This is a genomic window from Candidatus Obscuribacterales bacterium (assembly GCA_019744775.1).
In the GTDB taxonomy this organism is placed as follows: domain Bacteria; phylum Cyanobacteriota; class Vampirovibrionia; order Obscuribacterales; family Obscuribacteraceae; genus SBAT01.
This window is the reverse complement of sequence record JAIETZ010000007.1, coordinates 57,731-79,345: the sequence shown is the minus strand read 5'-3', so window position 1 is coordinate 79,345 and position 21,615 is coordinate 57,731. Positions and strand designations below refer to the sequence as shown.

General features: G+C 49.5%; 28 protein-coding genes. 2 read left to right on the top strand and 26 right to left on the bottom strand.

Translation table 11 applies throughout. The annotated features are described in order from the left end of the window. Window positions 1-38 precede the first annotated feature (38 nt). Entirely contained in the window at window positions 39-281 is a 243-nt protein-coding gene (locus K2Y22_14545) for a type II toxin-antitoxin system Phd/YefM family antitoxin (protein ID MBX9879674.1), read from the top strand. After that, window positions 275-541 carry a Txe/YoeB family addiction module toxin gene (locus K2Y22_14540; GenBank protein ID MBX9879673.1) on the top strand — a complete coding sequence of 89 codons (267 nt, stop codon included), beginning with the start codon at window positions 275-277 and terminating at the stop codon, window positions 539-541. Before K2Y22_14545 ends, K2Y22_14540 begins: the two co-directional genes overlap by 7 nt. Before the next feature lie 834 nt (window positions 542-1,375). Here the strand turns inward: K2Y22_14540 and K2Y22_14535 are convergent. The 26 genes from K2Y22_14535 to K2Y22_14410 form a co-directional block, all read right to left on the bottom strand. Next, window positions 1,376-1,801, bottom strand: coding sequence for a hypothetical protein (locus K2Y22_14535; GenBank protein ID MBX9879672.1), 426 nt, complete (start codon window positions 1,799-1,801; stop codon window positions 1,376-1,378). A gap of 44 nt (window positions 1,802-1,845) precedes the next feature. After that, the gene (locus K2Y22_14530) at window positions 1,846-2,133 is read right to left on the bottom strand and encodes a hypothetical protein (GenBank protein MBX9879671.1); all 288 of its coding nucleotides are present in this window, start codon (window positions 2,131-2,133) and stop codon (window positions 1,846-1,848) included. A gap of 32 nt (window positions 2,134-2,165) precedes the next feature. After that, window positions 2,166-2,600, bottom strand: coding sequence for a hypothetical protein (locus tag K2Y22_14525; GenBank protein ID MBX9879670.1), 435 nt, complete (start codon window positions 2,598-2,600; stop codon window positions 2,166-2,168). A gap of 93 nt (window positions 2,601-2,693) precedes the next feature. Then, the gene (locus K2Y22_14520; GenBank protein ID MBX9879669.1) at window positions 2,694-2,924 is read right to left on the bottom strand and encodes a hypothetical protein; all 231 of its coding nucleotides are present in this window, start codon (window positions 2,922-2,924) and stop codon (window positions 2,694-2,696) included. A gap of 133 nt (window positions 2,925-3,057) precedes the next feature. Beyond that, window positions 3,058-3,711, bottom strand: coding sequence for a hypothetical protein (locus K2Y22_14515; protein ID MBX9879668.1), 654 nt, complete (start codon window positions 3,709-3,711; stop codon window positions 3,058-3,060). Between the two features lie 89 nt (window positions 3,712-3,800). After that, complete coding sequence (locus K2Y22_14510) at window positions 3,801-4,064, bottom strand: hypothetical protein (protein MBX9879667.1); 264 nt, start codon at window positions 4,062-4,064, stop codon at window positions 3,801-3,803. Window positions 4,065-4,184: 120 nt separating this feature from the next. Next, window positions 4,185-4,838 carry a hypothetical protein gene (locus K2Y22_14505; protein ID MBX9879666.1) on the bottom strand — a complete coding sequence of 218 codons (654 nt, stop codon included), beginning with the start codon at window positions 4,836-4,838 and terminating at the stop codon, window positions 4,185-4,187. Window positions 4,839-4,849: 11 nt separating this feature from the next. Then, window positions 4,850-5,155: a hypothetical protein gene (locus K2Y22_14500; GenBank protein MBX9879665.1), complete on the bottom strand. Its 306-nt coding sequence runs from the start codon at window positions 5,153-5,155 to the stop codon at window positions 4,850-4,852. A 47-nt stretch (window positions 5,156-5,202) separates the two neighbouring features. Further along, on the bottom strand, window positions 5,203-5,757 hold the full coding sequence (locus tag K2Y22_14495) for a hypothetical protein (GenBank protein ID MBX9879664.1): 555 nt from the start codon (window positions 5,755-5,757) through the stop codon (window positions 5,203-5,205). A gap of 107 nt (window positions 5,758-5,864) precedes the next feature. Beyond that, a complete protein-coding gene (locus tag K2Y22_14490; GenBank protein ID MBX9879663.1) occupies window positions 5,865-6,122 on the bottom strand; it encodes a hypothetical protein in 258 nt (85 codons plus the stop codon). Between the two features lie 140 nt (window positions 6,123-6,262). Further along, a complete protein-coding gene (locus tag K2Y22_14485) occupies window positions 6,263-6,973 on the bottom strand; it encodes a hypothetical protein (protein ID MBX9879662.1) in 711 nt (236 codons plus the stop codon). A gap of 38 nt (window positions 6,974-7,011) precedes the next feature. Beyond that, the gene (locus K2Y22_14480; GenBank protein ID MBX9879661.1) at window positions 7,012-7,191 is read right to left on the bottom strand and encodes a hypothetical protein; all 180 of its coding nucleotides are present in this window, start codon (window positions 7,189-7,191) and stop codon (window positions 7,012-7,014) included. A gap of 123 nt (window positions 7,192-7,314) precedes the next feature. Further along, window positions 7,315-7,524, bottom strand: coding sequence for a hypothetical protein (locus K2Y22_14475; protein MBX9879660.1), 210 nt, complete (start codon window positions 7,522-7,524; stop codon window positions 7,315-7,317). A 22-nt stretch (window positions 7,525-7,546) separates the two neighbouring features. Next, on the bottom strand, window positions 7,547-8,944 hold the full coding sequence (locus tag K2Y22_14470) for a hypothetical protein (protein MBX9879659.1): 1,398 nt from the start codon (window positions 8,942-8,944) through the stop codon (window positions 7,547-7,549). Between the two features lie 212 nt (window positions 8,945-9,156). After that, window positions 9,157-9,363 (bottom strand): hypothetical protein, encoded by a 207-nt coding sequence (locus K2Y22_14465; GenBank protein MBX9879658.1) that lies wholly within the window; start codon window positions 9,361-9,363, stop codon window positions 9,157-9,159. Between the two features lie 16 nt (window positions 9,364-9,379). After that, window positions 9,380-9,580: a hypothetical protein gene (locus tag K2Y22_14460; GenBank protein MBX9879657.1), complete on the bottom strand. Its 201-nt coding sequence runs from the start codon at window positions 9,578-9,580 to the stop codon at window positions 9,380-9,382. A 91-nt stretch (window positions 9,581-9,671) separates the two neighbouring features. Then, window positions 9,672-10,250, bottom strand: coding sequence for a hypothetical protein (locus K2Y22_14455; protein ID MBX9879656.1), 579 nt, complete (start codon window positions 10,248-10,250; stop codon window positions 9,672-9,674). Between the two features lie 83 nt (window positions 10,251-10,333). Next, window positions 10,334-12,139, bottom strand: a complete 1,806-nt coding sequence (locus K2Y22_14450) for an ATP-binding protein (protein MBX9879655.1) — start codon at window positions 12,137-12,139, stop codon at window positions 10,334-10,336. Continuing rightward, window positions 12,129-13,100, bottom strand: coding sequence for an ATP-binding cassette domain-containing protein (locus K2Y22_14445; protein ID MBX9879654.1), 972 nt, complete (start codon window positions 13,098-13,100; stop codon window positions 12,129-12,131). The genes K2Y22_14450 and K2Y22_14445 overlap by 11 nt, the downstream gene beginning before the upstream one ends. Before the next feature lie 14 nt (window positions 13,101-13,114). Further along, window positions 13,115-13,939: an ABC transporter permease subunit gene (locus K2Y22_14440; GenBank protein MBX9879653.1), complete on the bottom strand. Its 825-nt coding sequence runs from the start codon at window positions 13,937-13,939 to the stop codon at window positions 13,115-13,117. A gap of 107 nt (window positions 13,940-14,046) precedes the next feature. Continuing rightward, a complete protein-coding gene (locus K2Y22_14435; GenBank protein ID MBX9879652.1) occupies window positions 14,047-15,162 on the bottom strand; it encodes an ABC transporter substrate-binding protein in 1,116 nt (371 codons plus the stop codon). Between the two features lie 109 nt (window positions 15,163-15,271). Beyond that, entirely contained in the window at window positions 15,272-16,102 is an 831-nt protein-coding gene (locus K2Y22_14430) for a hypothetical protein (protein MBX9879651.1), read from the bottom strand. A gap of 96 nt (window positions 16,103-16,198) precedes the next feature. After that, the gene (locus K2Y22_14425) at window positions 16,199-17,170 is read right to left on the bottom strand and encodes a hypothetical protein (protein MBX9879650.1); all 972 of its coding nucleotides are present in this window, start codon (window positions 17,168-17,170) and stop codon (window positions 16,199-16,201) included. An 18-nt stretch (window positions 17,171-17,188) separates the two neighbouring features. Then, window positions 17,189-18,694, bottom strand: coding sequence for an OmpA family protein (locus tag K2Y22_14420; GenBank protein ID MBX9879649.1), 1,506 nt, complete (start codon window positions 18,692-18,694; stop codon window positions 17,189-17,191). 76 nt (window positions 18,695-18,770) lie between these two features. Continuing rightward, window positions 18,771-19,523: a VWA domain-containing protein gene (locus tag K2Y22_14415; GenBank protein ID MBX9879648.1), complete on the bottom strand. Its 753-nt coding sequence runs from the start codon at window positions 19,521-19,523 to the stop codon at window positions 18,771-18,773. 13 nt (window positions 19,524-19,536) lie between these two features. Then, window positions 19,537-21,321 carry an ABC transporter substrate-binding protein gene (locus K2Y22_14410; GenBank protein ID MBX9879647.1) on the bottom strand — a complete coding sequence of 595 codons (1,785 nt, stop codon included), beginning with the start codon at window positions 21,319-21,321 and terminating at the stop codon, window positions 19,537-19,539. Window positions 21,322-21,615 lie beyond the last annotated feature (294 nt).

The window sequence follows — 21,615 nt, the reverse complement described above, 5'->3', positions numbered from 1 at the left end:
CGTACGATGAATTGTATCAACTATTGGAGTAATGCTGCGTGGAATCAATTAGCGCCAGCAAGGCGCGTGCCAATATTTATAAACTAATTGACGTTGTGGCTGAATCGCATACGCAGATGAAAATCAGCGGCAAGCGTGGCAATGCCGTGCTTGTTGGTGAGGAAGACTGGAATGCCATTCAAGAGACCCTCCATCTTGTATCTATTCCGGGAATGCGTAAAACAATCCTTGAAGGAATGAAACTTCCGTTGGATAAGTGCTCTACGGAGCCTAAGTGGTGAGTTGGAAACTCTACTTCACGCCACAGGCGCAGAAAGATGCGAAGAAACTATCTAAGGCGGGCTTGAGAAAAAACGCTGAGGAATTGTTGGCGATTCTTGTTAAAGATCCATACTCAAATCCGCCGAGATTTGAAAAGTTGGTAGGTGATCTTGCAGGTGCCTATTCGCGGCGAATTAATATTCAGCATCGAATTGTCTATCAAATATTGAAGAAAGAACGCGTAGTCAAAATTCTACGAATGTGGACTCACTATGAGTGACTTTGTGTGTTCTATTGATCTTCAACACCAAGGGCAAACTCGCCTGACTGAATTGGATGATTTTTGTATCCGTCAATTTGCTTTTGCTCCAGTTCCTTTATCTTCCTGTTCCTGAACCACTCTTCAACAATGCGACAAAGAAAAGCAGATCTGTTTCGAGTACCACATTCTTTATCGATCTGGCGCAACAATGATTCCGGCAGGAGTAGCTGTATTGTTTTTGTAGAAGGCATATATTATTGTCGATTATAACGAATGCTGGTGACTTTGTCTTTTGTGTGTGCTACATACAATAGTAGAATGAATGACAAAAAAGTGTAGTGAAGGAAGAGCCAGGTATTGGCTCTTCCTTGTGAACTGACTAGCCGCTGATCGTGAGATCGCGCGGGTCGGTAGGCTTTGTTGAATTTCTGAGCGCTGTGCAGCGATCGAAGTGCGTGTTAATGTCACGGTAGATTGAGACGAAAAGCAATATTGCTATCGGTATGATAATACTTATCGCCGAATGACTGGCGAAATATTGGCGTACTCCCTCTTGAGTTACGGGAATGCCTGCCAGGTTCAGGGCGCTCAACGTCCCTGTATAAATCACCTGGAAGCGTAGCGAAAATAGGGCAAGCATACATACGCAGGAGCCAATCCTAAATAGTTTCGAATAGCTGCCAGACTTTAGGCGCGCTTCCACGTAGCGCTCAGCAGAGCTATACGCGTAGGAAGTTGCAACAAAAGCGACTATCCACAATAAAAGTTCTAACATAGGTGTTACCTCTTCATTTTCATTTGTTGTTTGAGTACTGAATACAAGAATGTGTACTGTCGAGCGATTGGGGTCAGTTAGTCAGAGTGGCGGTCTTCGAAGAGGTCGCTGATGTCTCCGACTTCTTCCAGCTTTCCGGCGGGTCTTCTTGCGACTCTCTCTTCCGCGTTTTTCTTTGCGGCTTCGATTCTGTCATTTGGAATGTGCTTGAGCCATTCTGAGTCGGACGGACTTTCGTCCTTGAGTTCATCGATTGTGTAGCGAGGAAATGGATGAAATCCGATCTCTGTGTACACTTGTTCGTAGATGGCTTTTGCTACTGGAATGTGTGTCCAGATAACACCCCGTGAATCCTTCTCTTCAAATGCCGGACCAATTTCATGACCGGGATATTTGGATTTCAATCCCCTAACAATGATGTCCGTAATGACAGGACGTTGTTTTTCTCTTCGTTCTTCTTGCTCCAATTCGTGGATGTAGGCTTCTGTATCAATTAGTGACATTGATGTACCTCCGATTGATTGTGTTGTTTTGGTTGAGATTGGTGTTACTTACGCTCCGAAGGATCTCCGCACCAGACGCAGGAGTCGCATGCGGGATCTTCGTCTACGTTGTATTGGCAGACGGTGATCGGGCTTGCGCTGCAGTGCCAGCCGAGGGTATCGGGGCAAGATTTGCAGCGAACGCTCTCGCCTACGCGCTCGAACGTATGTCCGGCGGCAAAGCAAAGCATTTTGATGCGTTCCCATTGTTTGTTGAGGGTGCGTTTGTGGATGCCGATTTCTACGTGGAGCGATGCGATTGTTTTGTCTTTTTGTTCTAGTTCGGTGGTCATGGTTTCCTCCTTGTAGTGGATTGTGAGCGCGACTATTCGAAGCTATAATGCGGCACAAGTCGTCCGGTTCGTTTAACTTCTCTGATGACTGGTGTGCCCCGGTCAAAGGCATCATTCATGCAGAAAGTTATAAGCTCTCCTTCTGGATTGTAGCTGCCATCCGGGCGAAGTCGTCTGGCATAGACATTGAGATGTCCATTGCCACCGAAATACGGATCACTGCCATTTGCAGTCGCAGTGAGTTCCTCGACCACATAGCTGCTTGTGACACGATCTTGTGACGCTGAGCATCGTATGTCGATCTTTTTAAAACCGACTAAAGTTGATCCTGCTCGCCATTCGGGTGGTCGGCCAACAACTGGTTTGCTGCACCAATCTGATCCGGCCATGCCAATCAAAAACTTTTCGCTCATAATGACGTCAAGGCGTCGCAATTCATCAAATGACACTAATTCAACTACTTTCATGGTAATGGTCTCCTGTGTTGTAGGTATTGTGAGCATGCGACTGAGAGCAGCTAACCCACGAGTTAGCTATTCTCAATCGCTATATGGCTGATCTTATAGAATATGTTGTATTGCAGTCCAAATTCCGAAAATGACGTCTGCAATTAGAGTGAGCGCTCCGCTAATTACCATCAATGCTCCTACTAAATAGAAGGAGATTCCGGCGTATTGTTTTATTGGCGTTGCAGCATCCCATGTATAGATAGTTGCTGCCTCGGCAATTTCTGCGCCGATAATGACAGACAAAAGTGATGACATGGCGACAAGTGTTATTAGGGCTAACATATTTCCTCCTTGAGTGTGTAGAGGAAGAGCCAGCGACTGGCACTGGCTCTTCTGATTGGACTTAGCTGCCAATCGGCAAGTAGTTGTCGTCGGTGACGTAATCGTGCGAGGTTGGGTGGCTAAACTGTTGTTGCTAGTCTCCCATCCATTCTTTATAGTGTGGATTGGTGACGCCGTTCACGATGTTGGTTATCGATGCGGTTGACCAGTGTGGGCGACGGAGTAGCGAATCGGCAGCTGAACCAAAGTGACCGGTATCGCCTTCATCGTCGGTTAGCAATTGGGTGCAAGCTAAAAGCCTCATCAAACGAGCGAGATCAATCTGGCTGATATCGCAGCTCTTGAAAGATTTTTCGGCTTTCGATTTAAGAGCTTGTCCTAGAGGCACGTTGCCCTTGCCGTTGGTATAGTGCGGCAGACTTACCAGGATCACGCCGATGAGTGCCTTGCGGGCCGAGATGAGAGCGCTGCGAGAATTGATCGCCTTTTCCATGCGGTTAGCTGATTCTAGGTAGCTAAGCGAGGTGCGCAAGCTTCTGCCTGTGTTGTTGTTGATAAGCAAGACCGCGATTTCGTCGCAAATCTCAATGGCAGTCGCAGAGTTGGGTTCTGCAGCTTGCAAAATCCTTCGCAATAGTTTAAGGGCTTTTTTCAAACCGACGTCGGCGTCGTCATTCTCTTGCCGTTTGCTAACTACGCTCGCTCGATATTCCGAATTGGTGAGCATGTCGCTCATATTGACTCTTGTGCCTTTGACTGTCTTGAACTCGATAATGTCGTTGCTCATTAGTTGTTCTCCGAATTGTTGGGGTTGAAACGTTGATCTAGAGAGTTAAAGGAAGAGCCAGTTCACAACTGGCTCTTCCTGCGGACTAATTAACCGCCGGTAATCGGCAGGTCAGAGTAATCGGCATCAGGGATGTAACCGTCATCTGTCGACGGCTCGCTGTTGGGCGACTTGCCTCCACGGCTAAGCAGGTGCTTGATGCCGTTGACCAGTTTGCAGAGTGGACTTACCGCTTTGACAGGGCAAGCGGCTTTGCTGGTCTCGCAAGCGTTGGTGGGCTGCATGGTGCAGGTCATAACGAGAGCGACAATAGCGACGGACATAACGCTTCTCAGCGTGGTTGAATTAAACATAGGTATTTCTCCTAGTAGGGGCGCGCATCTAAGAATTGATTGCGCCCGAGTAGGTCGTGGAACCATTCCACAACCGGGTCACCGTGGCCCCCTTCCATGTAGGTTGGGCGGCTAAACTTTTTATTGTCGAAGCACAGATTTTACGTATCGCTTTATCTCGGCGAGCCGGCGGCGGCGTTGTACGTAGGCTTCATCTGCGCCGTTTGGGTCTCTGTGCGTTGCTATGCGCAATTCAGCAAGCTCAAGAGACACTTCATATAGTGCGCTCGAGATGCTTGTGGCCTTTCTTCCGAAGAAGTTGAACCTCGACTGAATTGTCTCGATTCCAGGCAGTGATCCCGATGCTTTGATTGGGGCTTTTGGTAGTTCGCACCTTACTTCATGCAACACTGAATCGAGAGGATGGTACAGTATCATGAATTGGTGTGCCAACTCATCGGTTGCAGATTGCAGAGCGCTTACGTCGGATGATGCGAGGTATCCGTGTTTGATGCCATCTGCGCACTTTTTGGTCATTTCCTCAACTGATGACAATAAGACGAGCCTTTCCTCTATGGAAGTTCTGGTCTGTTCTATGTGGGTCATCAGAAACGAAGCTGATGGTGGATGATCAAATGCAGAGTTGTGGAATTTGACGAAGCGAGTCAAAGTATCAAGCAGGGCAAGCGCTTGCTGCCTGCATCTGCTGCTTGAAGTGACGATGTCCGCACACTTTTCGTAAATGCGACCCATGGGATTTTTGAAATGGCGACGTCTTTTCTTCTTGAGATTCATGGATGTTTCCTTTATTGACGTGGAAAAGTGGAAGTTATTACGCCGGTGATGCATACGGACTCGATATAGTCGCCGGTGTACTGCTCGAGAGCTTCGAGGGTGGCGAGGGTTCCATACCCGTGCGCATAGCGGTCGTTTTGGCACGACACTCTGAGACCAGCGATAGGAGGTTTGAGTTCGTCGATCCACTTGTGAGGCTTGAGTTGCAATTGAAGGCGAAACCGCTTATGGGGATCGCGATCTTTTCTTGCTTGCTCGACCTTGTCTTTGTCCTCTGCGTGAAGTATCTCTACAGTTAATGGTTTTCTAGCTTCCATCGTTGTTGCTCCTGGGATGTGTTGAGGTTGGGCGGCTAAACTTTGTGTTACGGTAGGCGCTTATGTTTAGGCACGATTTCGTCGTACCACTCACCGTAATATGTTGGATAGTCTTCACCAGTTGTTGATGTGACAGTGGTTTCAAGCTTGCGGCGAATTGCTTTTCGTCCTCCCTTTTGGAATCGTTTGAACCATTCCAGATCCTTTGGATCGAGTTTTGCGCCGGCTTCAAGTAAGTCCTTGACGCATTGGACTTCTGTTGCTATGGCTTCGGTTTCTTCGTCGAGACAGCGGTCAATGAATTCTTGTCGTCCGGTTTCGCCAGGAATGGGGTCTGTCGTTGGTCGAACCAGTGCGTGAACATATTCATGCACGACGCTGATTATTTTGTAGGTGCGGGGGCAGTGGCGCCCGATACAGATTGTTCGTGTGCGGCGATCGTAATAGGCACGACAAGGTCCGTCTACGAGACGAATTCTCACTCCGTTAGTGCGTATTTCGTAAAGCGCGCGCACAAATGTGCGTGATTGCAGTGCCGCTTCGACAAACCGTTTGCCGAATTGACGCTTTAGATTGTCGAGTTTTAGTGCAGGGTCGTACATTTTTATTCACCCGTTGGTTGGTGTGTCAAAGCGGTAGAAGTGCCAGAAAGGACAAGCGGGGGATAAGACGAATCAAATCCCCCGCTGTACTTGTTAGGTCATTACTACTATGGAGTAATGATCAGTTCGCTCGCATCGTCGGTGACGTAGTCTGCGTTGTCGACGGGCTCAGTTTTGTTTGTATCCTTGCGGACCGTGAACAAGTGCTTGACGCCGTTGAGAAGTTTGCAAACTGGCCTGACCGCTTTGACAGGGCAAGCGGCTTTGGTTGTCTCGCATGCGTTGGCAGACTGCATGGTGCAGACCATGACGACAGCGATAATAGCGACGGACATGACGCTTCTCAGCGTGGTTGAATTAAACATAGTCTTTCTCCTTAAGAAAGATGGAACGCATTCAAGTTGAATGCATCCCGAGAGAAGGTCGTGGAACCATTCCACAACCGGGTCACCGTGGCCCCCTTCCTGTCCAGGTCGGGCGGCTAAACTTTTTAGAGCAGTCCCAGCTAGCGACAACTTTTGATCGCGCTGTGGGTGTCTTCCTGTGTCCAGGGTGGGATGCAGACAGCTTCCACCCAGGTGTCTTCGTATTCGTCGACACCGACTGTCCAGTGGACTACTTTGGGTCCGACGCTGGTCGACAAGCCTGGCGCGAGGACTTCGCGATATTTCTTGTCATTGCAGAGTGTCCAGACTTCAAGCCTGCCACGAAGTACACGGAACGATTCCGTGATTTTCTCGTGGTAGTGCTTGTCGGATGCTTCTGTGACGGCGATGATTTTGCTGTACTCGGCTGTGCGTTCGAGTTCGCAAATTATTACTGTCGGATTGTTCGCCGGCGAGCAAAAGATGTTTTTGCCGGGATACGTTGCTTCCAGCTCGGCGATGACAGCTTTTGTATCAAGCTTGCGGCGCATTACCGGAACACCATCAGACCAGAGGAAGGTGACCAACAGCATGACCGGTGCCAAGTAGGCGAGCATACCGATGAGCACGACCTGCGCTGAAGCCGGTAGTTCGAAAAAGGCGCCGGCAATTGGAATTGCCATCAGTACAATGATTGTTCTGAGTATTGTGAATAAGTGAGTTGCAAGCCATGAGTTGAATTGTTTGTTTTGATAAACTTGGTGGACAACTGCGACGAATGTAAATACTCCCAGAATGATTCCGATGTGGGACGCATAGACAAGAAATGATCCAAGTTGAGTGTCGGTCATTGATTGAGATCTCCTTCTAATTGAATTGTCTGTTGTGTCTATATGCGGCTTCTGTGCAGCATGTCCTCGAGTGGAGCCATGAAGTACAGAGTGAGCAGCTGAGTTTCGGAGATTGCCAAGTCTGAGTGCCTGGGGTTGGGCTCAGCGACAAGCGGGTTGCGTATTTCGAATACTTCGCCGGTGCTGTCGTCGTAAAATTCTTGAACGTCTTCTGGCATGCATAGTTCTCCAAGTGAATGGACCTAGTACACAATGAATATGTGGAGGGCGAAATCTCTATGACAACAAGAAGCTGGGACCTCAGCGAAGTCCCAGCCTATTTGTTGCTCTTGGGTTGTAGCCTAGCGGCGGCGTTTGGCGCCTGAGGTGATGAGTTTCACCCCCGTTGCTGCTACTTTGGATACCGTACCAATTGCTCTTCCGGCATCGATCCTTCCCTTGGTGATGTACTGGATAGCAATCACGAAGAAGAAGAGTACGAGTGCGTATGGCAATAGAAAGCCAAATGCGGAATACAAAAGATTTGATACCAGTGCGGTCAGTTGTTCCATTCTTTACCTCCTTAGGTATTGGTTATTTGACGAAGAAGTGATCCCAGATGGTGTACGTGCCTGGTTGTGGCGGTACTTCCATAGGTACGCCCATAGCTCTGCGCTTTTGGGCATTGACCACGGCAAATGCGGCAATCGTTTTCTGGAACGAAGTGATGCATTTGTGATTAGCGTAAGGACTCTTCTGCTTAGCCATTGAATAAACAAGCGGGTGTTGCACCAGAATTTGATTGAGAATCATTCTGTCTGCTTCCCATTGCTGGATTTTTGGCTGTCGCGGGTCCTTATCGTCTTTCTGCACCGTGATTACGTTGTGCAAGCGTGAAAGCTTGTTGCCTTCTATTTTCCAGAGCTGTTGCAAAGGAATTTCCAGGTGATGGCCTTTGTCGTCGAGCAGCACATATACTGATCTGCTACGACGATTGTCGAGGGTGATGACCTTCAACACTTTGCCATCGGTCATAATCAATGCAGTGGCATCGTGTTGTACGTACACTTCTTTGCCGGCTACCTTGACTTTGACTGGTTCGTGTCCTTTGATGAGCATGCAACCTTTAGTCAGTTCGATTGTCGATTTTGTGGGAAGCAATTTGATTGGTTTGCCGGTCTTGAGTTCATCGACACTTTGTTCGATTGCGCTAACGTTCTCCTTGCGTTCGGGTTGTTGTGCTGTGGGCGATTTGGGCTTGGAGTTGCCGATGTTCTGGAAGAAGCTCTTCAGTTTTTGCATTACTGTGCGCTTCGCCGGCTTTTGTACAACGGGCTCGACTTTGCCTGTGGCTGTGTCATCTGCCGGGCTAGTGGCAGGTTCATCAGCAGACGGCCTAGTCTGTGGTGGCAGTTCGGTGTCAAGAGTGTTGAGCAACAATTGCGAGTCGAGCAGTTGCTTCTCAGCTTCTTGCTGTTTGGCTGCATCCGGTGAATTGTCTTCCGTTTGTGTAGTCGTTGTGACTACGCGAGGATTTTCAATCGGTGTTTCCGAGACGTACTCTGTTTTTTCGGCGACAACGAGTAGCATGGACTTTTCGTCGAGCAGGACGCTGAAGTTGGTCAACAGGGACTTGCCTTGAGAAAGCCGCACTTGCAGAGGACCATTTACCTTGAAAGGCAAAGTGTCTGTCGGCAAAATAGTGCTGCTGTGGAATTCCGGTATGGTGAACTGTGGAGCAGCCATTGTCGGAGTCACTGGCGTCACTGGTGTGACTGCTTGCGGAACAATGGGGTTTGCGAAAACAGGGGTTGTCGGTGTGACAGGTGGGATGGTCGGAGGAATTATGGGAGGTGTCGTGGGCGGAATTACTTCGCTGCCACCACCGCCACCGGGAGGAGGAGGCGGCGGGCCTTGCGCATCAGACGGTGCTTGTGCGCTGCAGAACATGACGATCATGAAACCTAAGAGCAGCAAAAACTTGCGTATCATATGGATACTCCTTCAATGGTGTATTGGTACGGATTTAAAAATTTGCAAGCAGGAGGCTTGCACAGGACTGAGCACGTGCAGGACGCCTGCCTGCCAAGCTTGCGGTGTCACTTGTCGATTCCCTTCCGCGTTGTCACCTAGACTTGCGAGATCTCTCGACTTCGCTCGAGATGACAAAGTAGGGAAGGGAATGACAAAGGATGGGCGGTCGGTTATTCGCCGAAGTAGTCGGAGAATTGAATGAAGTTGCGTTCTTCTTCTTCTTCACTAGCCGGCGGCGCGAACAAGATATCGTTGGTGTAGCGCTTGCCGGATTCTTCCAGTTCGGATTCCTTGACGGATGTTTTCCTCAATGCGTTGAGTGCTTTCAGGGAGATTGAGAAGTCGCTAACTTCTTTTTGCGATTGTTTGTTGATCATTCAAGTTCCTCTCTGGCTATTCGAAGTGACTTGCTTTTTCGTTGACCAAGAAGTTGCCGTACTGCTTGTCGGCTGGGCATTGGTGACCATCGGTCTTGTCGGCTTCGCGGAAGCACGGGATGTTATATCCCCATGGATGTGACCATCCGCCTTTCTTTTCGGGCTGAGTGTTATTTCCGGTGTTGTTGCTACCGCTGTTGTTATTTTGTTCGTTCATAATATGCATCCTCGTTGTAGATAGCGTCGAGTGCTTCGGCATTGGACTGCTCTCGAGTTGTTTTCTTGTGACTCAAAAAGCGAGGTTGCTCTTATTCAGAGCAACCTGTGACGAGATAGACTTTGCCGCGAATGCGCAGTCCTTGAAGCCCTTCGATATTTATCTCGCGATAAGTGGGCTTGAGGACTGGTTTCGCTTGCTGCGCTTTCTTGCGCGCAAGAGTCTTTTCGAGTTGACGGCGTCTACCGCGAGTTGGTCCAGCAGCAAGACGACGTTCGAGATCAGCTATTTCATCAGCCAACTTCTTCAGAGTTCGTCTGAGGTTGGTCGACGAGTTGATCATCTCGTAAATCTTGAAAGTTCCATGGTCTTTACTATTGGATTTCTTGCGAGCGCCAGACGATAGACCAACGCTTACGCCGAACTTGCAAGCCATCACGCGTTTTTCACCGCCTTTGGTTATGACGGTCACGCCGAAGATGAGTCCTGCGGGTTGCAGGGATTTGCGAACCGCAGCAATTCCTCTTTGCCGTTGTTGTTTGCGCTGCAACGCTTCGCGTGCTAGACGTTGCTCTTCGTTGATGAGAAAGACAACGCCTTCATGAGTGAGACGCTCAGATGGTCTGGAAGTTTTCTTAACCGGTTTTGTAGTTGTGAGTACGTTAGCCATGGTTATCTCCTACCGGGCGCGTTCTAAAACGGCTGAGAGTCACGCGTCTCTCTCAGCCGATTTCCAAATATTCAGTTGTTGTGTTAGCGTTTAGTCGCTAACTTCAGCTTTTCGATTTCTGCTTCGATGTCGTCGATTTCATCGTTTTCGATCTTGCTGCGGAATTCTTCGGGAAGAAGCGCAAGTTCGCTACAATGCAATGCGGCGATCAAAGTTTGCAGTCGTCGTTCTTTCTTAATGGATAGTCCGGGCGCAACCCATTCGGTGAGTGTTTGAGATGGCGATTTATGTCCTCGTGAGACCATTTCTTTGACAAGATTGGCGAAATCGCGAGCACCGTAGTTAGCGGTTTTCTTCGCAATGTCGTTCCATTCTTCATCCGTTAGCGTTACGCCTGCCCGTTTGAAGAGTTCTTGCACGAAGTGTTTGCGCTCGTCACCTTGAAGATCAAAGACCGGTACTTGTACCGCTGCTCTGCTCTTGATGTCGGGCGCAAGTTTGTCTGCGCGAGAAGTGATTAACACATAAAGTGTTCTGCCATCGGCTTTGCTCGTCATCTGCATCAATGTGCCGGACATACGTTTTTCGACTTCGTGGACATTTTCGCCACGGGCGTCGGAAACTTGAGTGTCGGCTTCATCGATGAGGACGAGTGATTTGCCAACTGTGTGAAGAAGCATTCTTAGCTTCTCCAAAGCAGCTTCAGTCTCACCGAAGTATTTACCTCTCATCTGAGCCAAGCGAATGATTACTCGACCGGATGATTTGGCAAAGGCTTCGAATTGATAGGACTTTCCAGCGCCGTTTGGACCAGATGCAATTATCACGGAGGCGGCGGTCTTTGGATTTTCGGAGCGCTCGAACGTGCGTGCAAGGAGTTGTTTGTTTGCTTCATAGCCGATGATGTCCTCTGGTCCGTGGTCTGGCAATTCAATTGAAACGGTGTCGCCGAGTTGAGCTTTGATTACTCGATTGACATGCTCAATTAGTGCTTTTCGTGTCACGATGTGCGGCTCGTTTCGACTGGCTGTCTTCAGCAGAGCTTCAAGAGCGGTTAGAGTTAGTCCGGCGCTGTCGGAAACGAAAGCGTCGTAGCCTCTCTCATAACTTATCTTGGAAGCGTCTTCGTTGGCGGGTGAACAGAAGGTCGTTATGAACTTTGCTCTTTCCGCATCCGACGGATATCCAATTGAGATTGGACGTACTGAGGGCAAGCCAACTATCTGCGAACTAATCTCTTGCGAGCTTTCTGAAATGAGGATGATCAGATGTGCGCTATCTTTGAACCACTGCGATTCAATCAAGTTGAGAAATCGCACCAGCCTTTGTCTGTCCAGTTGATCCACTTGCCCGAAGGAACCTCGCGGAAAAATGGCATCAGCTAATTGGACGACGACACAGACGGGTTTGTCTTCCTGAGCACTTTTCTGTTTCTGCGACATCCGTACAAGGGTCACAGCTTGTAGCATTTGTGCCAGGAGTTCAATCGCTTCAAGTGGAGAGAAGTACGCTGTTTTAATTGCGGCTTTGAGATCTCCGAGCTTGATTGACTGGTCCATCTGTTCAGCTGCTTTGCAAGAGGTGGCGAGCGTATCCAGGTCCTTCTTGTCAGAGGTGTAAGTCTCTATGCCACCCGCATCCAATCTAACCATCGTGAAGGCATCCTTCAGATGGTGATACAGCGTTTGCTCCAGGTCGTGAAAGCGTTGTGCGTTCTTTGACCAGTAGAGGTCGCGAGTATTGTCATTGATGGTGACAACATTTTTCCCTTCCAGTTGATACGCTTCATTCAATGCATCCAAAAATGCCGGCTGTTCGTAGTTGAGTATCTTTGTGGGCTCAGCCTGCGGTGCAGGAGCCTTGTTTTGCTTGCTCTTCTTACTGGGCATTATTGTGCTCCTTTGCTTTGCAGGCATCGGGATGGCTGAGCTCAAATGCAGCTAGCCGTTGAGGGTTGTTCTTTTCGAATGCTTTTGCGCGTATGTTGTCGACGAGTTGTGTAAACTCGTGTGAGTCAACAAATTTGGAAGGACGAACCGTGCCGCCGGCGACTTGTTTGTCGATGACGATTTTGGCGCCTTTGCCGGGATTGCCGTCATCGTCGGTCCAGTGTTGCGACAGACAAATGAGGCGCGTGCCAAGCATGGCTGCTTCTTCTAAGTCGTGGGTGACGAAGAAGATAGTGGTTTTGTTTTCCTTCCATTGTTCATGGATGAAGTCGCGCATTTCGCATTTGGTCTTTTCGTCGAGTCCGCTGAAGGCTTCGTCCATGAGAAGAATGCTTGGCTTCATGGCTAGCGATTGTGCGATGGCAACTCGCTGGCGCATGCCGCCCGATAATTCGAATGGATATTTGTTGCCGTTCTTTTGTGGCTCCAATCCGCAGCGTTCGGCAAGTACTAGCGCTTGAGCGCGAGCCTCGTCTCGAATACGCGAATAGGGGATGCGTTTCAGTAAGGACGTTGCCTTGAGTAGGTCAAGGATTTTCACCAGCGGTTTGCAGATTATTCTTTCGGGAAGATTTGTTCCTTCTAGAATTGGTCCTGCTGCGATGTTTTCCAACATTGTCAGATGCGGGAAGAGAGAATAGTTTTGATAGACTATGCCCGTATCACGAGTCACCCTGGTGACGGATTTACCGTTGACGAGAACAACACCTTCTGTTGGGAATTGCGAACCAAGGACAAGTCGTAGGACTGTTGACTTGCCGCAACCGGACGAACCTACGACGGTGACGAATTCGCCTTGCTGAACTTGTAGTGTTATGTCGTTGAGAACAGTGGCACGTGAGTCACCTTTGTTGGAAGGATAGCTCACTGTGCAATTTTTCGAATCGATAATGAATGTCATGACAATGAACCTCCTTACTGGTTAGCCCAGCGGTAGCGACGTCGCCACTGTTGGAATATGAGATCAAGGGCGAACATGATGAGCATGGCGATCATGACGTAGGACAAAATTGTGGGCATGTCCATAAAGCGTCGTGCGAGAAATATGCGATAGCCAAGTCCACATGAAGCGACGTTGCTCTCTGCTGCGATAACATAACCCCAGGCTGCTTTGAAGCATGCGCAGATGGCTGAGATAATTGCCGGGAAAATCTGTGGAAAGACTACGCTCCAAGCAACTTCAGCTTCTGATGCACCGAGTGTTTGTGCTTTGTATCGTTGTTCTGCTGGGATGTCTTCAACCATGCGAGCAATCTCCAGTGCGATGCCTGGAAGCACCCCTAAAACAACAATTGCTATTTTGGGAGCTTCTTCAACGCCAAGGCACAAGAAGAGTATTGGCAGAAGCAACAGCGGTTGATTTTTGTCGAGCAAAACAAGTATCGGTCTGAAGAATTCTTTCACCACTGGAAATAGACCAATGTAGAGTCCCAGTGGAACACCGAAGAGTGTCGATATGGAAAGACCAATTCCAAAGCGCGTCAGCGACGCACCGATGTCGCTAAGGAGTTGAATTTGACCGTTGCCGTCCGGACGGATGGCGGTGAGGAATGAATTCCAGATGTCGATCGGTAATGGAATGAGTCGTGGGTTGGCGCATTCAATGCCGTGGGCTTCTTGCCAGCGGACATAGAGAGCTGCCCCTAAGTAAACAGCGAAGCAAAGGATGAAAGGAAGCAGTCTCAGGAAAACTTTGACGGCGGAGGACAATTTGGTATCTGTTCGAAAAGCTCTAAGCATGGGCATCTCCTAAAAGTAGGGAGTAAAACAAAGAGAAACACCACGGCTTTGTACAAAGCCGTGGTGTGGAATCTATTTAGAACGCAGATTGCCCTCTTCGCTCGTTACTAGTTGGAGCCTTGAACAGCTTCCTTCATGTAGCGAGATTCGTAGTGCAACTTGACGTTCTTCGCATCACCTTCTGTTGTGCCGTCAGGGAAGCTAACGCCAATGGCTTTGGCGCCTGGCGGAAGCAGTCCGTTGTTGGCACAGAAGGTATGTACGCGGGCTACGTTGTCCTTGAGTTGTTGCGATTCGGTGTACTTCACGGCTTCTTCCGGCGTGTAGAACATGGCTGTCGTTTCCAGTTGTTCGGTGAGGTCATTGACCGTCACACTAGGACCGGATGCGGTGGCCATGAACTTCAAAGCGTTGTCCGAGTCTTTGTTGCCTTTGGTCATTAGTTGCATGGTCTGATACCAAGCTTTGACCAAGGCGCGCGCGAATTCGGGGTGTGCTTTCACAGTCGCTGTGTCGATGACGAGCAAGTCCTGAATTTCGCCAGGAAGTTTGCTAGAGTCAAAGACGCGTTGTACGCCCTTTTCTTTCAGGATTTCGTGCACCATGGGATTCCAGGTGCAGACGAACTTCTGATTCTTGGACGCTTGGAAGGTGCCTTGAATTTCGGCATCGGTCGCTTGCGTAAATCCAATCTTAGATGGATTCAACTTGTTGATTTCGCAGCAGCGACGGACAACGTACTCGGAGACCGTATTGCGCATCAACATGACGTTGCTGCCTTCCAGGTCTTTGAGCGTTCTGCCACCGCGCGCCAGAATCGCATCGTTGCCGTTGGATGTGTCACCCATGACCACGACAGTTGTATCTTTGCCGTTGGCAGCATGTGCCATCAGTGAGTCCATGCTTGCCACAGTTAGAGCTTGAGCTTTACCGGCCGAGTAGGCATCAAGCGAAGTTGGATAGTCCATCGGTGCCGGATTGATCTTGATGCCTTCTTCGGCGGCGCATCTCGCCAAGGTTCCGTTTTCGACCATCAAGTAATAGGGCATCCAGCCGGCGTAAATTGAGTATGCCAACGTGAACTCAGGTACTGCCTTGGTTGCAGTTGAAGCCTGTTGAGTCGAGGATTGTGGTTCGGACTTTTGTGCGCTGCCGCAACCTACGAGGACGGAACAAGCAACCATGGCGGAGACGAACATGCTGAGTTTGGCTGTAGTTTTCATACGATAGAACCTCTTCGTTAGTGATTACTTTGGATAAAAGACTGTTGAACAACAAGGAGCAGATCAACACTGACCTGCTCCTCGTGCGGACGGTTCGAGCTAGGCGTGCTTAGAAGTTTTTCGGACGCGATTCCTTTTCAGTTGTCGCATCGTTCTTCGCAGCTTCCTTCTGGGCTTTCTCGGCTTCTCGAGCAGCTTTACGCTTTTCGAAGGCATCGGATGCTTCGGTGTTGCGTGCGGCCTTGCGATACTTCTCGTCTTGGTCGTTGGTCGTGGCACGAGTGACTCGTCCAAGTACTTTGGCTTTGGCAGCAAGTTCGTTGTTGGATGCTTTTATCGCATCAATAGGCGAACTGTCGAGGCGGGACTTCAGTCCGGCAACCCGCTCGCGAGCATCGATGAGTGATTTGTTCGTGATGAACTTAGCCACTTCCTTGGCTTCTTCGCCCTTGAGGTTTTCGATTTCGCTGAGCATCTTGCTGAGCTGAGCTTCCAGGTCTTTGACTTCGATCTCGTCCTGCTTGATTTGAGCTTCAAGGTCTGTGGCTTCCTGCTGCAGTTTGGCTAGTTCTGCTGTGAAGCGTTCACTATCCTCGCGAGCTCTCTTCATTTCACCTTCGTCTTTTGCAGCTTCGGCCTCATCGTAAAGCTGATCTGCACCTGCTTGGAGCTCCTTCTTGTCCTCGATTTCCTTGAGAAGATTTTGAAGGTTGGTCACCATCATTTCGTGTGCGGTTTCCGATTGGGTGACCGCTTGAGTGAGGTCGTTGAAGTTCTTGACCAGTTGTTCGCGGTACATGGCGAATCCGTCGCTGATGCCCGCTGCCGAGCCGGTGAACATTTTGTCGGCAGCGCGAACAAGTCCGAGTGCCTTTCTTGCTTCGTACAGGGAGACGAAGCGCCACAGAGCTGCGAAAAAGCCGATTTTACCTTCTGTCATGATGATATCCTCATGGTTTGGAGCGACTGTTTATGCACGATGCATAACTCAGCCGCGGGTTAAAACTGTGAATCCAAAGCACTGCTTGTGCGAACGTTATTGTTGTTCGCGACGGGCAGCTTTTCTGTACTTGTCCAATTGTTGTTCGTCTTCGGTGTTGCGTCCTTTAAGTCGGTCCTCGACTCGACGTGCAGCTTCGACTGCTGTGCGCAATCTGTGTGAAGCATCACTGTCTCTGTCTAGGAACGAACTTATGTCGCCATTTCCTAAGTCGACCAATTCGAGATAGGTCGTTTGCAGCGCGCATTCAATCTCGTTGACTTGGGCAAGCAGCTCGAGCTGTAGGTCTTGCCTTTTGTTGTAGAGATCGAGTCGGCGAGTGTGTGAGGCAATCTGTTGCTCAAGGGTCTTAGCTTTTGTGCTTCCTTCCTTGGCCTTCGATAGCTCTTCTTTCCACCCTTCAACCTCGCGTTCCAGTGCCTTGATATTGAAAGCGCTCAATGCTTTGGTTACATCAAGTGCTTTTTCCAGCACCGAAACTCCCTGCTTATAAGTGTCTGCTGCAAGAAGTTGAAATTGCTCAACTGTTGCAATTGACCTTTTCGCAAGTTTCTCCTGGAAATAATCCAGGAGGGGTTGATATGCTGCATTGAGTTCGGTAGCTTCTGCAACTCCTGATGCGAACTTTATCTTTTTGCATTCAAGGGTCAGTTGTTGCAATTCCTGTTCTTCGTACTGACGGCGCTGTTGGCGAAGATCAGCATAGCGTTGTGCTACCTTCTCTTCGCCTTTGACGACGTAGTTGTAATACCAGGAGCCACCGCTGGCTATAAGTCCAATTGTTGCTATTCCTGCGGTTAGCGGCAGCGTAGCTGGAATGAACACCGCACAAACTACGGCACCAATCGAACCAACTAACGGATAGATTGTTGCCGGGTGACAGAGAATGTCAGTGCGAACATCCATTGCTACTTTGCCAGGCGCGAAATCCTCAGGTTTTGGTTTGGTTACAGGACCATCACGTTTGTTCGTGTTGTCAGTCCCGCGAGACCTTCTTTCAAATGTCATCGATTGTCACCTCCGTGACTAGATATCGGTGTCGTTATAAAGGACAAATTCCACTCGCTGTTTTCGACGATTGAAGGACAAGCGATTTTCGCCGGGTTTGCGTGCCGGCGGTTCGGATGAACCGCAGCCGACTGCGCGTAGGCGATTGGGAGACAATCCTGCTGTCGTCAAGTAATTGATGACAGCGTCAGCTCTGGCTTGCGACAACTTGATGTTTTCTGTGTCGTCGCCATCTACACTTGGTCCCGTGTGGCCTTTGACGACCACGCGAGCATCGGTGTAGTTGACTGACAAAAGCTTGACGAATGCATCGACTTGCTTTTGTGCGTCGGCGTCCAGGTCTGATTCTCCTTGCAGGAAGTCTATTGGTTCTATGCGCATAACGCCTATCTCCTTTAGAGTCTTCCATTCGTCGGCTGTAAGTTCTCTGAACTCACGCTTGGCTGCATCGGCATTGCCGACGTCAGCGAGCATGTGATCATGTACTTCTTGCAGTATCGACTTGTCGATAATTGTCGTTGGATCGCTGAGCGGTTCTGATTGCATTTCTTTCGTGCGAACGAGAACATTGATGCAAGAGCTTATGCAATTGAGAATGCCGTCAGCTTTATGTTCGCCGGAAATACCGAATTGACGATTGCAGTTGTCGTGCAAACCGTGAAAATCGATCTTCTGGGTCATTGCTTCGGCTAATTCCGGTTTGCAACCGACTGCGTCGCAGATCTCTTTTATCAAACGATCGTGATTGGCTTTGCTGGCTTTGTATGTTCGCATTGCTGTGAAGTACGCTTCCATAAACTTGACACAATCGCCTTTGTGGTCACGCACAAAGTCTTTGTGGAACACAATCACATCTTCAATGTAGCCATTGAATTTGCTTGAGTCCCACACGACCGTCATATTGGGAATGGTGTGTAGCGCTTTGCTGACTTCCGGTTCCCACATGACGAAGACGTCGCCTTTGTGTTGTTGAGCTAGCTGATAGACTTCTTCAGAGCCGCCCGCAACTTCTTTTTGCCAGGACTTGTCGGCTTCGGTCAGGTTGTCCATGCCGAAGTCGGTGCGAGTTAGTCCGAGCAGAAAGCTGGATGGGCTGTCTGCGGTGTAGACGAATTTTAGTTTTCCATTGTTGAGATCTTTGACCTCTTTGACAGGTGGAAAAGCAAGAATGGCGTCCGCACCATTGCTTTTGGCAATTGCAGCAACGATGACTCCTGGATAGTTGTATTGCTTGCCGTGTTGCAGCCAGCTGCTAACGGGCAAGACAATGGCTTGATATTCACCTTTCGAGAATCTTTCGAGTCTATCTGCGTAGTTGCCTTTGTCTTTAGGAGTGAAGCTGACTGTCAGCCCACGTTGTTTGGCTTGTTTTCTCATCTCGTCTGAGCGAATGATGGCGTAGCCCTGATAGTCATCGCCTGCCACGAGAATGGATTTGCCTGATTCTTGGAATTTGAAAAACCAGACGCCGCCACAGAATACAAGCAAGAGCAGTAACGCTATTGCTGCGTGTATGCGTTTCATTCTTGTTTTCTCCTTAGGGAAACCGCGACAACAGGCAGCTCGATGTTTTATCGAGCTGCTGTTGAGGCGGGAGTTGTTACTTGTGATACGTGGGCACGTAGTTGTCCGGTTCGGCAGCAGTGTTCTGCAGCTTGCGGGTCAACTCGTCAGCGCTGGATGCGGTTTCGTATGAGGTTGCCCAGTTTTTAAGTGGGTGGCCATCATCGATGTTGAAGCCGATGGTGTAGATGGAAAAGCCGTATGAAGCAGCCGTTGAACAGGCTTTATCAAGGTCTTGTCCCCAGTCAGGCTGCCCGTCCGTGACGACTATCAGGCGATAGTCACCATAGTTGAGCTGCCGTTGGCATTGCTTGAGCAATGCGCCTGATCCTACATTCATGGCGTCAGCAAGTGGAGTACCACCACCAGCATCTACCGATTGGACTTCCTGCAGGAATTGTTGTCTATTTTTTGCTGCAGGAGCATCGAGAGAGACCTTTTCTTGGATGCCGCTTCCGTCAAAGACGACCAGACCGACATTGATATCAGTCGGCAAGCTTTGCACAAAACTGTGAATTGCTTGTTTAGCTTCTTCAATTGCGGATCCTGCCATCGAGCCGGAGGCATCGAGAACAATCTCAAAATTGCGAGCAGTGGAGATTTGTCCTGGCTGCGCACCTTGTTGTCCTAACGGATCTTGCAATTGCACATAGCCGGATTGATCGACTTGTGCAACGGCTGGGGGCGATGATTCGGAAGTGCCAGAGGGCGCGATGTCCCCGCAAGCAGTTAACGAAAGTGCCGTCAAGCACAGGGTCAACGCCATTAAATTCTTTTTGAGAGTTTTCATGGTGCTTCTCCTATTACTTGCCTTGGAAGGTCGTTGGTTCAGCTTGCTCTTCTTTGATACGGAAGACTACGCGGAAATTTTCGTAGAACTCCGACTCGCTGGTGGGCTTGCGATACTTGGGAGCGTTGGCACCCATCGATACCGGCTGGAACTGACTTTCATCGACTGGCAGATTGTTCTGCTTGCAATACTGGATGTATGCGTTGCAGACAGCTCTAGCGCGGTCGAGTCCAAGTTTGTTGGCGGCGCGTTGCTTGTCGGCCAACTTGGTGGTCAACACGGCTACTTCAGCAGGTGTCTTGCCGGCGGCTTTGGCTGCGGCAATTTGGTCTTGCAAATCGACAACATATGTCGGGGCGCTGTGTCCTTCGACGAACACGAGGGCGCCGGCTAGAGGTTGCGAAATGTTGTACGCCTGTTTGAAATAATTCTTGTATTCGTCGATGTCGAATGTGGGGACATTCGGCTTGAAGCGAACTTCAAACGAGTACAAGGTACCGTCCTGTTGCCACTTCGTAGGCTCGGCTGCAATTGCTTGCGTGGCTTTGGTTTGTACTGCTGCTCTTTGAGCCGGCGTAAGAGCTGGCTTCGGTAATGCATTGACATCGGCATTTCTCAGTCCGGCAGCTAATTGGTTGTAGTCCCAATTTGCTGTGGTGAGTTTTGGCGTGCCACGCATCAAACCAAGACTGCGGAACTCTGGTTGAATTTCGCTGTTGAGCTGAGCGAAATTTCTCGATGTTCCTTTGCCGGTGAAGAATTGAACGTTGCCGTTGAATCCAACCCATGTGCAGTCTCCTAGTGATCCGGAAGCAAAGTCTTTGGACTGTTTGCTGTCGTCGCCGTACTGCATAACCGCAGCGCGCTTGATGAGCTCGTTGTAGGCCGCTTGGTTGGCGGACTTGTTTGCCATCAAAGCATCGAAGCGCTCTTGTCCGACCATCAAAGCATGGACGAACTTTTGCACTTCCGCTTTGTGCGCGTCGTAGTAGTCTTTGCGTACGGCATAGACATCAGCGATGATGCGGCTGGCAGCGGCAGACGTGATGAGAGTCTTGGCGCCTTTTACCGAACCTTCTGCACCATTGCCATTTGTCAGTGTTCCGGCATCCGGAGCAATGACCATACATGCATTGATGCTGGAGTCTTTTTGGAACGCCGAAACGGTGTCGTCAGCAATGGGCTGTTCATTAAGCGGAAGAGCAAGATTGCGTAGCCACTTGAACTTAACTTTGCTTGCATCCAGACCGGCTTTCTCGATAATTGTGTTGACAAAGTCCATGTGTGGACCATACAACTGCAGCGCAATTGTTTTGCCGTTGAGGTCAGTCAAGCTGTTGACTCCTGGACGAACGACCATGCAGTCACCACCGGATGACCAGGTCAGCTGATAGATGACGACCAGTGGCACACCGGCTTTGTCGAATGCTTCAGCTGCCGAGTTGACCATTCCCATCGTGCCGCGAACGTACGGTGTTTTTCCGTTGAGGCAGTCTTGAACTTGTTTGGCGAAGTTGTCCTCTTTGAACAATTTCACTTGGAGTCCTTCTTGTTGGAAGGCGCCAGTCTGGTCGGCGAAGATAATTGAGGTATCGCCGGCCCATGTGATGGTCGGGATATACAGGATGCCCGGGCGAACGGGTTGGGCGACGGTACTCTTTAGCGTGTCGACGAGCGGCTTCGGTGTCAGGTATTCGATTTTTGCATTGCCATTGGCGTATGCCGGACAGGCGGAAAGTATCAGGTTGATCAAAAGAGTGAATGCCGCCATGAAGGCAACAAAACGTTTGTCTTTCATAGAACCTCCTTGTTCTACTCGGTAAAAGATGCAGCGCCGACACGAGTCAGCGCTGCTTGGTTTGAAAAGCTGTTGAACGTACAGAAACCCCCCAAACCAGAAGATCCGGCTCAAGGGGTTGTCTGTAGTGTGTATTTAGAAGTGGTTAGGTAAAGCTATTTCTATTTCTCGGGAATTTGAAAGTTGTATATCCACAGTACTTATAAGCTAATTACCATAGCAATTAAATTACTACGTAATTACCGCAAGCGTGACGCATGCGGTGTGCCGATTGACTGAGTGTTTACCACCATC